Origin of the sequence: Streptomyces sp. UNOB3_S3, from assembly GCF_020740895.1 — a bacterium.
In the GTDB taxonomy this organism is placed as follows: Bacteria; Actinomycetota; Actinomycetes; order Streptomycetales; family Streptomycetaceae; genus Streptomyces.
Genome location: NZ_JAILXP010000188.1, coordinates 1 through 13,402, shown reverse-complemented (window position 1 = coordinate 13,402; position 13,402 = coordinate 1). Strand labels below are relative to the sequence as shown.

Below are 13,402 nucleotides of genomic sequence, written 5' to 3'. Positions count from 1 at the left end.
TCCGCCGCCTGACCGGGCACCCCACCCCCCCGTATCCACCGAAGGACCCGTCATGACCAGCACTCCGGACACCACCCCTCATCTCTCCGGTCACCCGGTCACCGCGCTGGAGCCGTTCGGCGTCCGCGTCGACGCGGCCTCGCCCGGCGCCGAGGCCGCGAGCCTGCCCATAGCCGACCTGCGCGAACTGGCCAGGCGTCACCATCTCGTACTGCTGCGGGGATTCACCGCCTTCACCGACGCCGGAGCGCTCACCGAGTGGAGCGCCCGCTGGGGCGGGATCGGCATGTGGCCGTACGGGGCCGTGCTGGAGCTCGTCGAGCACGACGAGCCCGACGACCACATCTTCGACCACCGCTACGTACCGCTGCACTGGGACGGCATGTACCGCGAGCAGATCGCCGAGTTCCAGATCTTCCAGTGCGTCTCCGCGCCGGGCGAGGGCGACGGCGGCCGGACCACGTTCTCGCAGACCGAGGCCGTGCTCCGTGACGCCGCCCCGGAGCACCGGGAGCTGTGGGAGCGGGTCACCGGCCACTACCGCCGGGCGGTCGCGGACTACGCGGGCGAGTGCGTCTCGCCCGTCGTCACCACGCGCCCGGGCGGCCGTGCGGTGATCCGCTACAACGAGCCGGTCCCGGCGGACGAGGTCTTCCTCAACCACCCGGACCTGGAGTTCACCGGCGTGCCCGGGGAGCTGCTGCCCGAGTTCCACCGCACGCTGCGGGCGGCCCTGTACGACCCGCGCCACCTGTACGCCCACGCCTGGCGGGACGGGGACGTGGTCGTCGCCGACAACTACACGCTGCTGCACGGCCGGGAGTCCTTCACCAGCCGCTCGCCGCGCCATCTGCGGCGCGTCCATGTGCTCGGCGACCCACCGCTGGAGAACACCGCGCTGGTCCACCGCGGGTGACCGCGCGACCGAGCTCGCCGCTCAGGCCGGCGGCGGTTCAGGCCAGCGGCAGCTCGGCCCAGATGACCTTGCCCTCCGGGGTGTAACGGGTGCCCCAGCGCTCGGCGAGCTGGGCGACGAGGAACAGGCCGCGGCCGCCTTCGTCCTCCGCCGCCGCGTAGCGCAGGTGCGGGGCCGTGCTGCTGGTGTCGGACACCTCGCAGATGAGGAACTTGTCGCGCAGCAGCCGGACCCGGATGGGGCCGGAGGCGTGGCGGATGGCGTTGGTGATCAGCTCGCTGAGGATCAGCTCCGTGGTGAACACCGCCTCCTCCAGCCCCCACTCGGTCAGCTGCCGGGTGACGTCGGCCCGGGCGCGGCCCACGACCGCCGGGTCGGAGGGCAGCTCCCACTCGGCCGACCGCCCGGGCTCCAGGATCCGGGTGAGCGCGGCGAGCAGGGCGATGTCGTCGGTCTGCTCGGCGGGCAGCAGCGCCTCCAGGACGGCCTCGCAGGTCTGCTGGGGTGTGCGGCCGGGCCGGGCCAGGGTGTGGGCGAGGACGGTCATGCCGGTGTCGAAGTCGCGACGGCGGTCCTCGACGAGGCCGTCGGTGTAGAGCACCAGGCTGCTGCCCTCGGTCAGGGACAGCTCCATGGCCTCGAAGGGCATGCCTCCCACACCGAGCGGCGGCCCGGCGGGCAGCTCGGGGAAGGTCACCTCGCCGTCCGGGTCGACCACGGCCGGCAGGGGGTGGCCCGCGCGGGCCAGGCAGCACTTGCCGGAGGTGGGGTCGTAGATGGCGTACAGGCAGGTGGCGCCCGCGATCGCGGCGTCCCCGCCGGCTTCCCCGCCGGCCTCCGCCGCCTCCTGGTCGATGCGGACGACCAGTTCGTCGAGGTGCCCGAGGAGCTCGTCCGGGGGGAGGTCGAGGGCGGAGAAGTTCTGCACGGCCGTGCGCAGCCGCCCCATCGTGGCGGCGGCGTGGAGGCCGTGGCCGACCACGTCGCCCACGACGAGCGCGACCCGGGCGCCCGGCAGCGGGATGACGTCGAACCAGTCGCCGCCCACCCCGGCCTGGGCGGGCAGATAGCGGTAGGCGATGTCGAGGGCGCTCTGCTCGGGCACCCCGCGCGGCAGCAGGCTGTGCTGGAGGGTGACGGCCATGGCGTGCTCGCGCGTGAAGCGGCGGGCGTTGTCGATGCACACGGCGGCGCGGGCGGCCAGCTCCTCGGCCAGGGACAGGTCCTCCTCCTCGAAGGGCTCGCTCCCCTCGACGCGCCAGAAGTTGACGATGCCCATCAGCACCCCGCGCGCCTTCAGCGGCACGGTGATCAGCGAGTGGAAGCCGTAGTCCAGGATCTGCTGGGTGCGCATGCGGTCCTGGGTGCGCCAGCCGGTGGACGCCGAGAGGTCCGCCACGAGCACGGGTTGCCCGCTCATGAAGCCCTGGGCCTGCGGCGTGGGCGACGCGAACCGGTGGAGCTCGCCCGCCCCGTACAGCGGGTGGTCGTCGCGGACGCCGCTGAGCGCGACCCGGCGCAGCTCCGGGGCGCCGGCCGTCGAGGGGCGGGGCTCCTCGCCGTGCAGCACGGGCTCGGCGAGATCGACGGTGGCGTAGTCGGAGAAGCGGGGCGAGGCCACCTGGGTGAGCTCCTCGGCGGTGCTCCTGACGTCCAGGGTCGTGCCGACGGCCACGCTCGCGTCGTAGAGCAGCCGCAGCCGCTCGCGGGCGACCTCGGCCTTGCCGGCGAGCGCGCGCAGCTCGGTGGAGTCACGCAGCGTGGCCACGCTGCCGGGCGGGCCGCCCTTGCGGTCGGTGCGCCGGTTGTTAACGGCCAGCATCCGCTCCCCGACGGGGATCACCTCGTCGGTGGCGACCCGGCGGGAGACCAGCAGTTCCGCCATCCGGGGGTCGAGGCCCAGGCCGTCGACGGGCCGGCCCTCGACGTCCTCGGGCAGGTCGAGGAGGCGGCGGGCCTCGTCGTTGGCGAGCAGGACCCGGCCGTCGCCGGCGACGATGACCACGCCCTCGCGGACCGCGTGGAGCACCGCGTCGTGGTGGTCGTACATCTGGGTCATCTCGGCCGGGCCCAGGCCATGGGTCTGGCGCCGCAGCCGCCTGCTGACCAGCCAGGTGCCGCCCGTGGCCAGCAGCAGCGCGAGGGCACCGGCGATCAGCACCACGGGCAGCAGCCGGTCGGCCGCGCTGCTCACCCGGCTGACCTTCATCCCGGACGCCACCATGCCCACGACATGGCCGCGGTCGGTCACCGGGACGACGACCTGGAGCTCCTCGCCGAGGGGGCCGTTGACGTCCTCGACGGTGATGTGGCCCTCCAGCGAGGGCCCGATGGTGCCGACGAACTTCTTCCCGATCAGCCGGGGGTCGGGGTGGGAGTAGCGGATGCCCTCCCGGTTCATCACCACGATGAAGTCGACCCCGCCCTGTCTGCGGGCGTCCTCGGCCAGGGGCTGGAGCACGGCGGCCGGGTCGGGGCCGCGCAGCGTGGCCACCATGCCGGGGCCGTGGGCGAACGCCTCGGCAGCGGCGAGCGAGCGGTCGCGCGCCGCCTGGAATCTGTCGCTCCGCGCCTGGAGCAGCAGGGTGACCGCCGCGGCCACGACGAGGAGCACGACGATCAGCACCTGTAGCACGAACATCTGTCCGGCAACGCTACGGGTGCTCGCCACGGCGAACCAACGGCCCGAGGGCCTCCAGGAGCGGCCCTGGCTTCGGGCCATACCCCATGTCTACCCTGCCGCCTTCCGCCGCGCGAACGGTGCGCGGCCGCGCCGGGCGCGTACCGGCCACCCCGGAGGCGGTCCGGCGCGCCCGGGCGCGTGTCGGGACGCGCCGAGCGTCGTTGACCATATCGGGCCCAATCGCCCTCCCGCCCCGCAATCGAGACCAAGGATCCGTGATGCGCCTGTTCCGCACCGCAGTGGCCGCCCTCGCCGGCCTCCTCCTCGCCGTCGCGCTGCCCGGCAGCACGGCGGTCGCCGTGAGCGGCCAGTTCCTCTGGGTGGGCCCGAAGGGGAAGGCCTACTCCATCCAGAACCCGCCCGACAACAAGTGCTACGACATGGGACAGGAGGCCCACGCCGCCCGGAACGAGACGAAATCGCCGCTCTTCGTCTACTCCAAGAAGAAGTGCAAGGGGGAGGCGACCCGGCTCGCCCCCGGGCAGCAGGCGCCGCAGGGCTCCGGCTTCCAGAGCGTGATCTTCAACCCGCGCTGAGCCCGCGCCGGGCCCACGCCTCCCGGCGCGCCGCCCGGGCCGGTCACCGGCCCGGGCGGCGGCCTTTCTAGTCCCGCACCACTCCCCTGGTGTCGAGGGCCGCGCCGGCCTGGTCGGCGAGCGTCACGGCCACGAGCCGTGCCTGAAGGGAGGGGACGGCGCCCGGAGCGGGCCGCATCATGAACCGGCCGATGAAGCGGCCGTTGCCGAAGACCCGCAGCTCGGTCTCCTCACCGGGCAGGCCGTGCCGCTCCACGTCCCAGGTCCGCCGGCCCGCCACCACCGAGCCGTCCGGCTCCAGGCGCGGCGGGTGGCCGAGGAGGGTGCCGTACTCGAAGCGGCAGGCCTTCAGGCCCAGCAGGTCGGTCAGCTCGTGGCGTACATGGTCGACCACGGCCCCCGAGGAGGTCGCCGACTGCGCCAGGTCGGCGGTGGCGTGGATGCGCGCCAGGTGGTCCGCGTCCGTGATGGCCACGACCTCCAGCCGGCGGGCGTGCGCGGCCAGCTGGGACACGGCCACGCCCACGAGCAGCAGCAGGACGGCGGTCCTGATGTCGGCCGTCTTCGTGATGGCGAACCGCTCGTAGGGCCGGGTGAAGAAGAAGTCGAACCAGGCCGCCGCCGAGACCGCGCTGAGCGCGCCCGCGGGCCGGTGGCCGTTGGCGGAGACCGCCACGACGACCACGACGAGGACGAGCGCGACATCCGTGTTCGACAGCGTGGTGCGCAACGGCACCAGCACCGCGGCCACCGCCAGCGGTGCCAGCAGTGCCGCCGCGAGCGCGATGCGGTCCCTGTGCCGTCGCACGTAGTCGGCCATGTGCCGCACCTCCTGTCGTTCCGTCCAGGATGCCCCGGCGGCACCGCCGGGAACAGGACCCGCGCCGGGGGCGGCGCGGGCGCGGCCGCCGGGGCGACCCGGCCCGTCAGCGCGATCCGGCCGGTGCCGGGGGCCGGGCGCCCGCCGGGGCGACGCGGCCGGCGGGGGCGCCGGCCGCGTAGTGGACGTACTCCCGGACCGGGCGGAAGCCGGTCGCGGCGGCGAGGGCGCGGCTGGGGTGGTTGTCGCGGGAGCAGGTCCAGCTGGGGACGCGGCCCCGGGCCGCGATGTCCGCGCACAGCGCGCGGACACAGACGGACGCCAGGCCCCGGCCGCGCGCCTCGGGCACGGTGAGCACGGCGACGTCCTCGTGGCGGCCGCCGAGGAAGTAGGTACAGGCCACGGAGAGCAGCCGGCCGTCCCGGAAGACGCCCCAGGCGTGCCCGGAGGCCACCAGGCCGGGGGCGCCGCCCCAGGTCGCGGCGATCCAGGCGTGACCGTCGCCGAGCGCCCGGACGGCGGGGGCGTCGGAGGGCGCCCGGGACAGCCGCCGCAGCAGCGCCCCGGGGACGGGCCGGCGCGGGGGCCGGACGGGCGCGGGGGCGTCCCGCACCCACACCGTGCGCTCCCACGGCACGACACGGTCGAAGGCGGCGCCGAGGAGCGGCAGGAAGCGGTCGGGGGTGGCGATGTAGCCGTGGGCGAACGGGTGGAGGTCACGGGGCGCCATGACGCGCGGGTCGCCGCCCAGGATCACCTGGCCCGCGCAGGAGACGGCGGCGGCGCGGGGCCGTACCGCCCGGTCGGCCCACCAGCGTCCGTGGCCGGTGGCGCGGACGTGCTCGGCGAGGGCGCCGAGGCCGGGGTGGCCCGAGGGGAACCAGGACGCCCAGGGGCCGGTGGCGGGGACGGTGCGACGGACGAGCTCGATCACGGTGATCCCCCTTCGGGCGTGCGTCAGCGGGCGCCGGCCTTCTTGCCGTGGTTGGCGCTCTTCTTGCGGCGAGCCTTCTTCTTACGGGCGCGCTTGGACATCCATGTCCTGCTTTCGTTGGTCAAGTTCACGCCATCGAGTGATGGCGGGGAAGGTTTCAGACGGTCTTGGCGACCAACTGGTCGGCGAGCTTGCACAGTCGGCGGACCGTGCGCTCCTCCAGGGCGACGGGCGCCGCCGGGGAGAGCGCCGAACGGTCGTAGTAGCCGCCCGGCTCCACCTCCGTCGCCGGGTCGCACAGCCGTACGACGCGCTGCGCGCCCTCGGCGGGCGCGTCCCCCTCGTGGGCGTAGAAGGGCAGCAGGGCGGTCTCGCAGACGCCCGGGTGGACGCTGACGGACGTCCAGGGCGCCTGCTCACGGGCGAAGATCGTCAGGGCGAGCTGGGACTGGGCGTAGGCGGCGAGCCGGGAGTAACGGCGTTCCCGCTGCGGGTCGTTCCAGGCGATCGAGGCCGTGCGGTGCACGGAGGAGGAGACGTTGACGACGCGGCTGCCCGGCCGGGCGCTCAGCGGGCCGGTGAGCTCGTGGGTGAGCAGGTAGGCCGCCAGGAAGTTGACCTGGAAGGAGATCTCGTTGCCGTCGGCGGTCACGGTGCGGCGCTCCGGGGCGGCCACGGCCGCGTTGTTGACGAGGACGTCGAGCTCCGGGTGCTCCTCGGCCACGCGCGCCGCCATCGCCCGCACCTCGTCCAGCCGGGAGAAGTCGGCGACGACGAGGCGCAGGCGGAGGGTGTCGGCGCCGGTGGCCACCAGACGGGCGATGGCGTCGTCGCCGGAGGCCTGGTCCGGGGCGTGGACGATGACGGTGTCGCCCCGTTCGGCGAGCAGCCGGGCGGTCTCCCAGCCGATGCCGGAGGTGGCACCGGTGACCAGTACGGTCCGGGGGGCGGGAGAAACGGCAGAAGACATGCTGATGCAACTCCGGGATGAGGAAAGGCGGCGACGCCGCACCGCGCCCATCGCACATCGGTGCGGTTCGGGGCGGCGCGGTGTGAAAGGGAAAGAGGAAAGGGAAGCGGTCGCCGTGACGGCGATCGCGTTCGGTGATTCCGGCGCGGACTAACGGACTAGCGGACCGGAAGGGAACAGCGCGCAGAACTCGGCGACGCCGTATGAGGCGGCCGGTCGTCGTGGCGCAGGACACTGTTCACGACGTCCATACAAGAGGGAGCGGTGGCCGGATTCAAGTGGGCCGCGGGGTCCCTGACGACTCCCTGACACGGTCCATGGCCGGATACGACGACCGCCCCGACCGGCGGGTGCCGGTCGGGGCGGTGTGCGGGGTGCGGGGCGTGGGCCCCGGGGTGGGTCAGGCCAGGGTCGCGATGGCCTGGTTGAAGGTCGCGGACGGGCGCATGACGGCCGCGGCCTTGGTGACGTCGGGCTGGTAGTAGCCGCCGATGTCGGCCGGCTGCCCCTGGACGGCGTTCAGCTCGTCGACGATCTTCTGCTCGTTGGCGGCGAGCGCCTCGGCGAGCGGGGCGAAGGCCTTGGCCAGGTCCGCGTCGACGGTCTGCGCGGCCAGCTCCTGGGCCCAGTACAGGGACAGGAAGAAGTGGCTGCCGCGGTTGTCGATGCCGCCGACGCGACGGGTCGGGGACTTGTCCTCGTTGAGGAAGGTCGCCGTGGCGCGGTCGAGGGCGTCGGCGAGGACCTGGGCGCGCTGGTTGCCCGTGGTCTTCGCGTAGTGCTCCAGGGACGGGACCAGCGCGAAGAACTCGCCGAGCGAGTCCCAGCGCAGGTAGTTCTCCTTGACCAGCTGCTGGACGTGCTTGGGGGCGGAGCCGCCGGCGCCCGTCTCGAAGAGGCCGCCGCCCGCCATCAGCGGGACGACCGACAGCATCTTGGCGCTGGTGCCCAGCTCCAGGATCGGGAACAGGTCCGTGAGGTAGTCGCGGAGCACGTTGCCGGTGACGGAGATGGTGTTCTCGCCGCGGCGGATGCGCTCGACGGACAGCTTGGTCGCCTCGACCGGGGACAGGACGCGGATGTCCAGGCCCTCGGTGTCGTGCTCCGGCAGGTACTGCTGGACCTTGGCGATCAGGTTGGCGTCGTGGGCGCGGTTCTCGTCGAGCCAGAAGACGGCCGGGTCGCCGGTGGCGCGGGCGCGGGTGACGGCCAGCTTCACCCAGTCCTTGATCGGGGCGTCCTTGGTCTGGCAGGCGCGGAAGATGTCGCCGGCGGAGACGGTCTGCTCCAGGACGACGTTCCCGGCCCGGTCGACCAGGCGGACGGTGCCGGTGGCCGGGATCTCGAAGGTCTTGTCGTGGCTGCCGTACTCCTCGGCCTTCTGGGCCATCAGACCGACATTGGGCACCGTGCCCATCGTGGCCGGGTCGAAGGCGCCGTGGGCGCGGCAGTCGTCGACGACGACCTGGTAGACGCCCGCGTAGCTGCTGTCGGGCAGCACGGCGAGGGTGTCGGCCTCCTGGCCGTCCGGGCCCCACATGTGGCCGGAGGTGCGGATCATGGCCGGCATGGAGGCGTCGACGATGACGTCGCTGGGGACGTGGAGGTTGGTGATGCCGCGGTCGGAGTCGACCATCGCCAGGGCGGGGCCCTCGGCGAGCTCGGCCTCGAAGGACGCCTTGATCGCGTCGCCCTCGGGCAGCGCCTCCAGGCCCTTGAAGATGCCGCCGAGACCGTCGTTCGGGGTGAGGCCGGCCGCGGCCAGGGTGCCGCCGTGGGCGGCGAAGGTCTTCGGGAAGAAGGCGCGGACCACGTGGCCGAAGATGATCGGGTCGGAGACCTTCATCATCGTGGCCTTCAGGTGCACCGAGAACAGCACGCCCTCGGCCTTGGCGCGGGCGACCTGCGCGGTGAGGAACTCGCGCAGCGCGGCGACGCGCATGACGGAGGCGTCGACGACCTCGCCGGCGAGCACCGGCACGGACTCGCGCAGGACGGTGGTGGAGCCGTCGTCACCGGCCAGCTCGATGCGCAGCGCGCCGTCCTCGGCGATGACCGCGGACTTCTCGGTGGAGCAGAAGTCGTCGACACCCATGGTGGCGACGTTCGTCTTCGACTCGGCGGTCCAGGCGCCCATGCGGTGCGGGTGGGTCTTGGCGTAGTTCTTCACCGAGGCGGGGGCGCGCCGGTCGGAGTTGCCCTCGCGCAGGACCGGGTTGACGGCGCTGCCCTTGACCTTGTCGTAGCGGGCGCGGATGTCGCGCTCCTCGTCGGTCTTCGGGTCGTCCGGGTAGTCCGGCAGCGCGTAGCCCTGCTCCTGGAGCTCCGCGACCGCGGCCTTCAGCTGCGGGATCGAGGCCGAGATGTTCGGCAGCTTGATGATGTTGGCGCCGGGCGTCTTGGCGAGCTCACCGAGCTCGGCGAGGGCGTCGGCGACGCGCTGGCCCTCCTCGAGGTACTCGGGGAAGCCGGCGATGATCCGGCCCGCCAGGGAGATGTCACGGGTCTCCACAGTGACCCCGGCCTGCGAGGCGTAGGCCTTGACCACGGGCAGGAACGAATGCGTCGCCAGGGCCGGGGCCTCGTCGGTGTGGGTATAGATGATGGTCGAGTCAGTCACCGGGTGCTCCGCTCCACGTCTATAACATTGCTTGACATCAAGATATCTCGTACCGGGCATCTCTTCGACAGGACCCCGTCCCGGGACCCCCGGGGCGCACCGAGGCCGGACAATAGGGGGGATCCGCCCGCCGTGGACGTACCGGACGTACTGCAGGAGCACCGAGCCCTGCTGGAGCGGCTGCTGCCCGGCGACCGGGCCGGGGAGCTGGTCGTCCACCGGGGACAGTTCCACCAGGTGGTGATCGGCCGCACGCGCGTGGTGTGCTTCGCCCGCACCGCCGCGGCGGCGGCACGGCTGCCCCGGCGGGCCGCCGTGCTGCGCGCCCTCGCCGGCGCCGGCCTGGGCTTCCGCACCCCGGAGCTCCTGGAGGAGGGCCCGGCGCATCTGGTGCTCGGCCGGATCCCCGGAGCCCCGCTGGGGGAGGCCGCCCTCGCCGCGCCCGGCGCCGCCGACGCCGTCGCCGGGCAGTACGCCGCCCTGCTCGCCGGGCTCGCCGCGGCGGGCTCCGACGAGAGGGTCCGCGCGGCGCTGCCGGGGGCGCCGGAGGGCGGGTGGCGCGCGTTCGCGGACGGGGTGCGGGCCGAGCTCTTCCCGCTGATGTCCGCCACCGGGCGGGAGCGGGCCGGGCGGGAACTGGCGGCCCTCGACGCGCTCCCCCACCTGACCACGGCCGTGGTCCACGGCGACCTCGGCCGCGAGAACGTCCTGTGGGACACGTCCGGCGGGCTGCCGCGGCTGAGCGGCGTGGTCGACTGGGACGAGGTCTCCCTCGGCGACCCCGCCGAGGACCTCGCGGCCATCGGCGCCGGCCACGGCGAGGAGCTGCTGCGACGGGTCATCGGGTTGCGCGGGCCGGACGAGGGCGTCGGGGAGCGCGTCGCCGCAGTCCGCGGCACCTTCGCCCTCCAGCAGGCCCTGTACGCGCGCCGCGACGGCGACGAGGAGGAGCTGGCGGACGGCCTGGCCGGTTACCGCCGCCCCTGAACCGGGGCGCGGCGTACCGCCGGGGCGGCACCGATGCCCACCCCGGCGGTACGCGGCGCGGGGGAGGTCAGGCCCGGTCGCGGGCCTGCCGGCGGCGTGCGGCCAGGACGATGGCGGTGCCGCCGGCCGCCAGGGCGCCGGCGCCCGCCAGGGCCATCAGGGCGGTGCGGTCGTCGCCGCCCGTCTCGGCGAGCTGCCCGCCCTGGGCGGCGGGAGCGTTCGCGGCCTTCACGGCGGCGGGCGCCGCGGCGGCGCCGGGGTTCCCGTCCCCCGCGGCGGTGTGCGGGGCGGGGGCGGCGGCCGCGTGCCCGCCGTCACCACCGTGTCCACCGTGCCCGCTGTCGCCGCCGTGCCCGCCGTGGGAGACCGTCGACTTGTGGGCCTCGGCGGCGATCTGCTGCTCGCCGGGTGCGGCGGCGAGCGGCGCCTTCGCGTCCGGGGACCGGCCGAAGTCCACGTCGGAGCAGGTGTAGAACGCCTCGAGGCTGTCCGAGCGCTGCCAGACGCTGTAGATCAGGTGCCGGCCCGACCGCTTCGGCAGCTTCCCGTCGAAGACGTAGCTGCCGTTCCGCAGCGTGGGGTCGGTGACCTTGGCGAACGGCTTCGCCTCCAGGTCCGACCACTTCAGCGGCTTCTTCGGGTCGTACCCGTCCTTCGTGATGTACAGCTCGAACGCGCCCCGGTGCGGGGCGGTCGCCCGGTAGCGGAACGTGTGGGCGCCGGGGCTCAGCCGCGTCCCGGGCCAGTCCGCGCGCGGCAGGTCCAGCCCCCGGTACTTGGCGCGCCCGGCGCTGCACAGCTTGCCGTCCGGGATGATCTGCCGGTGCCGGCCTGCGGCGGTGCCGATGTTGACCTCGTTCCAGTCGTACAGCGGCTGGGTGCCGCCGGCCGCCACCAGCGCCTTGCACGCGGCCGAGCGCGGATGCTCGGGCCCTTCCGCGAAACAGGCCGCCACCCGGCTCACCGGGTCCGACATCGAACCGTGCGCGTCGGCCGGACCGGTGGCCAGCACCGAGAGCGCGAGCGGCCCGACGGCGAGCACACCGACCCGGGCGGCACGGCGCGCGGTCGTACGACGAACATCCATGGGGGGTCTCCTTCGTGAAGCGGAACGCCCCGCACGCTAGCCCCGACGACCTGTGCGAACGCCCGCCGAAAGCGCTACCGGCCAGTCCTTATGACTCCCTTAAGACGGCCCTGAGGCGGCGCTCAGGCCGGGCGTCCCGCGCCGGGGCGCGCCCCGGCCCCGGCGTCGGCGGCGGGCGGAACGGCGCGAGCCGCCGCCGGCCAGGGCGAGCCATACGCGTACCTCCGTACCGCCGAGTACCGACCGGCCGATGCGGATGTCCCCGCCGGTCGACTCGGCGACGCGGCGGACGATGTCCAGGCCGAGGCCGGTGGAGCCGGGGCCGCCGGCGCCGTGGCCGCGGCGGAGGGCGGCGCCGGGGTCGGCGATGCCCGGGCCGGCGTCGGAGACGAGCACGATCACGGCGTCCTCGCCGTGGTGGACGTCGACCGCGAAGGCGGTGCCCTCGGGGGTGTGCCGGAACACGTTGCCGAGCAACGCGTCGAGCGCGGCGACGAGTTCGGGGCGGGGCACCGGGACCCGGGCCGTCGCGGCGGCGCCGGCGAGCCGTACCGTGCGGCCCTCGTCCTCGGCGAGGGCGGACCAGAAGGCCATCCGGTCGCGGATCACCTCGCAGGCGTCGCAGCCGGGCGCGGGCCGCGCCTGCCGCTCGCCCCGCTCCCGTGCCGTACGGATCAGCTGGTCGACCTCGCGCTCCAGCTGGGCGACGGCGGACCGGGTCTGCTCGGCGGCCGGGCCGTCGCCGAGCGAGGCGGCGTTGAGGCGGAGGACGGTGAGCGGGGTGCGCAGCCGGTGGGAGAGGTCGGCGGCCAGCTCCCGTTCGCTCTCCAGGAGCCGTACGATCTTGTCGGCCATGGCGTTGAACGACGCGGCGGCGGCGCGCAGTTCGGCGGGCCCGTCCTCGCGCACCCGCACCTCCAGCCGCCCCTCCCCGAGCGCCCCGGCGGCCTCGGCGAGCCGCTCGGCCGGGCGTACCAGGCGCGTCCCGAGGCGGTCGGCGACGGCGACCGCGCCGACGACCAGGCCGAGGCCCACCCCGGCGAGGATCAGCCAGGAGGCGGTGACTCCGGCGCCCACCGCCTCGTGCGGCACATAGACCTCGACCACCGCGAACTCGCCCGCCGCCAGGGCCGTCGGCTGGAGCAGGACATAGCCGCCGGGCACGGGGGCGACGGCGGAACGACCGCCGCGGGCCGTCTCCACATCGCGCGAGGCGGCGCGGCCCCGGCCGATGCGGTACGTCTCACGGGCGCCGGTGCCGTCGGTGCCCGCCGGCACATGGATCGCCAGCCGGCCCTCGCCCCCGGCCTGCGAGCTGGCGACCGCCCGTTCCAGCTGGGCGCGGTCGGTGGTGATGGCGAGCGCGGGCCGGATCTGGGCGGCGCGGCGCTCGGCGTCGGCGAAGGCCCGGTCGCGGGCCAGCTCCCTGACCACCAGCCCGAGCGGCACGGCGAAGGCGAGCACCACCATCACGGTGACGGCGAGCGAGACCCTGATCAGCGCCCATCTCACGCGTGCTCCACGGCCGCCGGCGGCGCCTCCAGCTTCACGCCGACCCCGCGGACGGTGCGCAGGTAGCGCGGCCGGGCGGCGGTCTCGCCCAGTTTGCGGCGCAGCCAGGACAGGTGGACGTCGATGGTCTGATCGTCGCCGTAGGACTGCTGCCACACCTCGGCGAGGAGTTCCTTGCGGGGGACGACGACGCCCGGCCGGCCGGCGAGGTAGGCCAGCAGGTCGAACTCGCGCCGGGTCAGGTCAAGTGCGTCGCCGTCGAGTTCGGCGTGGCGCCGTAACGGGTCGACGGTCAGCCCGCCCACCCGCAGCGCCCTCGGCGGCCCGGGCTCGCCCC

The 13,402-nt window shown here is 74.5% G+C and carries 12 protein-coding genes; 3 read left to right on the top strand and 9 right to left on the bottom strand.

Annotated features, from left to right (window positions below; all coding sequences use genetic code 11):
* Window positions 1-52 precede the first annotated feature (52 nt).
* On the top strand, window positions 53-916 hold the full coding sequence (locus K6I33_RS20550) for a TauD/TfdA family dioxygenase (RefSeq protein WP_229354825.1): 864 nt from the start codon (window positions 53-55) through the stop codon (window positions 914-916).
* 37 nt (window positions 917-953) lie between these two features.
* On the opposite strand, the gene K6I33_RS20545 is transcribed toward K6I33_RS20550, so the two are convergent.
* Window positions 954-3,557: a SpoIIE family protein phosphatase gene (locus tag K6I33_RS20545; RefSeq protein ID WP_229354816.1), complete on the bottom strand. Its 2,604-nt coding sequence runs from the start codon at window positions 3,555-3,557 to the stop codon at window positions 954-956.
* Window positions 3,558-3,817: 260 nt separating this feature from the next.
* Here K6I33_RS20545 and K6I33_RS20540 point away from each other — a divergent pair, with 260 nt between their 5' ends.
* Window positions 3,818-4,135, top strand: coding sequence for a hypothetical protein (locus K6I33_RS20540; protein ID WP_229354807.1), 318 nt, complete (start codon window positions 3,818-3,820; stop codon window positions 4,133-4,135).
* 67 nt (window positions 4,136-4,202) lie between these two features.
* On the opposite strand, the gene K6I33_RS20535 is transcribed toward K6I33_RS20540, so the two are convergent.
* The 5 genes from K6I33_RS20535 to K6I33_RS20520 form a co-directional block, all read right to left on the bottom strand.
* On the bottom strand, window positions 4,203-4,955 hold the full coding sequence (locus K6I33_RS20535; protein ID WP_229354805.1) for a DUF4118 domain-containing protein: 753 nt from the start codon (window positions 4,953-4,955) through the stop codon (window positions 4,203-4,205).
* A 106-nt stretch (window positions 4,956-5,061) separates the two neighbouring features.
* The gene (locus tag K6I33_RS20530; RefSeq protein WP_229354803.1) at window positions 5,062-5,889 is read right to left on the bottom strand and encodes a GNAT family N-acetyltransferase; all 828 of its coding nucleotides are present in this window, start codon (window positions 5,887-5,889) and stop codon (window positions 5,062-5,064) included.
* Between the two features lie 23 nt (window positions 5,890-5,912).
* The gene (locus K6I33_RS36630) at window positions 5,913-5,990 is read right to left on the bottom strand and encodes a 50S ribosomal protein bL37 (RefSeq protein WP_374285367.1); all 78 of its coding nucleotides are present in this window, start codon (window positions 5,988-5,990) and stop codon (window positions 5,913-5,915) included.
* Between the two features lie 56 nt (window positions 5,991-6,046).
* On the bottom strand, window positions 6,047-6,859 hold the full coding sequence (locus K6I33_RS20525; RefSeq protein WP_229354801.1) for an SDR family NAD(P)-dependent oxidoreductase: 813 nt from the start codon (window positions 6,857-6,859) through the stop codon (window positions 6,047-6,049).
* 400 nt (window positions 6,860-7,259) lie between these two features.
* Window positions 7,260-9,479, bottom strand: coding sequence for an NADP-dependent isocitrate dehydrogenase (locus K6I33_RS20520; protein ID WP_229354793.1), 2,220 nt, complete (start codon window positions 9,477-9,479; stop codon window positions 7,260-7,262).
* A gap of 132 nt (window positions 9,480-9,611) precedes the next feature.
* On the opposite strand from K6I33_RS20520, the gene vph reads away from it, so the two are divergent.
* Window positions 9,612-10,466, top strand: coding sequence for a viomycin phosphotransferase (gene vph / locus K6I33_RS20515; RefSeq protein ID WP_229354791.1), 855 nt, complete (start codon window positions 9,612-9,614; stop codon window positions 10,464-10,466).
* A 67-nt stretch (window positions 10,467-10,533) separates the two neighbouring features.
* Here the strand turns inward: vph and K6I33_RS20510 are convergent, their stop codons facing one another.
* From K6I33_RS20510 to K6I33_RS20500, 3 genes are all read right to left on the bottom strand, one after another.
* On the bottom strand, window positions 10,534-11,553 hold the full coding sequence (locus K6I33_RS20510; protein ID WP_229354789.1) for a lytic polysaccharide monooxygenase: 1,020 nt from the start codon (window positions 11,551-11,553) through the stop codon (window positions 10,534-10,536).
* Between the two features lie 99 nt (window positions 11,554-11,652).
* On the bottom strand, window positions 11,653-13,065 hold the full coding sequence (locus tag K6I33_RS20505; protein ID WP_229354779.1) for a HAMP domain-containing sensor histidine kinase: 1,413 nt from the start codon (window positions 13,063-13,065) through the stop codon (window positions 11,653-11,655).
* Window positions 13,062-13,402, bottom strand: a 341-nt coding sequence (locus K6I33_RS20500; RefSeq protein WP_229354777.1) for a winged helix-turn-helix domain-containing protein, incomplete at its 5' end; no start/stop codon positions are given. The genes K6I33_RS20500 and K6I33_RS20505, both read right to left, overlap by 4 nt.

Bases quoted from the DNA above. Each gene is read 5' to 3' on its own strand.
- K6I33_RS36630 (WP_374285367.1), bottom strand. From the start codon at position 5,990: ATGTCCAAGCGCGCCCGTAAGAAGAAGGCTCGCCGCAAGAAGAGCGCC.
- K6I33_RS20535 (WP_229354805.1), bottom strand. From the start codon at position 4,955: ATGGCCGACTACGTGCGACGGCACAGGGACCGCATCGCGCTCGCGGCG.
- K6I33_RS20525 (WP_229354801.1), bottom strand. From the start codon at position 6,859: ATGTCTTCTGCCGTTTCTCCCGCCCCCCGGACCGTACTGGTCACCGGT.
- K6I33_RS20545 (WP_229354816.1), bottom strand. From the start codon at position 3,557: ATGTTCGTGCTACAGGTGCTGATCGTCGTGCTCCTCGTCGTGGCCGCG.
- K6I33_RS20550 (WP_229354825.1), top strand. From the start codon at position 53: ATGACCAGCACTCCGGACACCACCCCTCATCTCTCCGGTCACCCGGTC.
- K6I33_RS20510 (WP_229354789.1), bottom strand. From the start codon at position 11,553: ATGGATGTTCGTCGTACGACCGCGCGCCGTGCCGCCCGGGTCGGTGTG.
- K6I33_RS20540 (WP_229354807.1), top strand. From the start codon at position 3,818: ATGCGCCTGTTCCGCACCGCAGTGGCCGCCCTCGCCGGCCTCCTCCTC.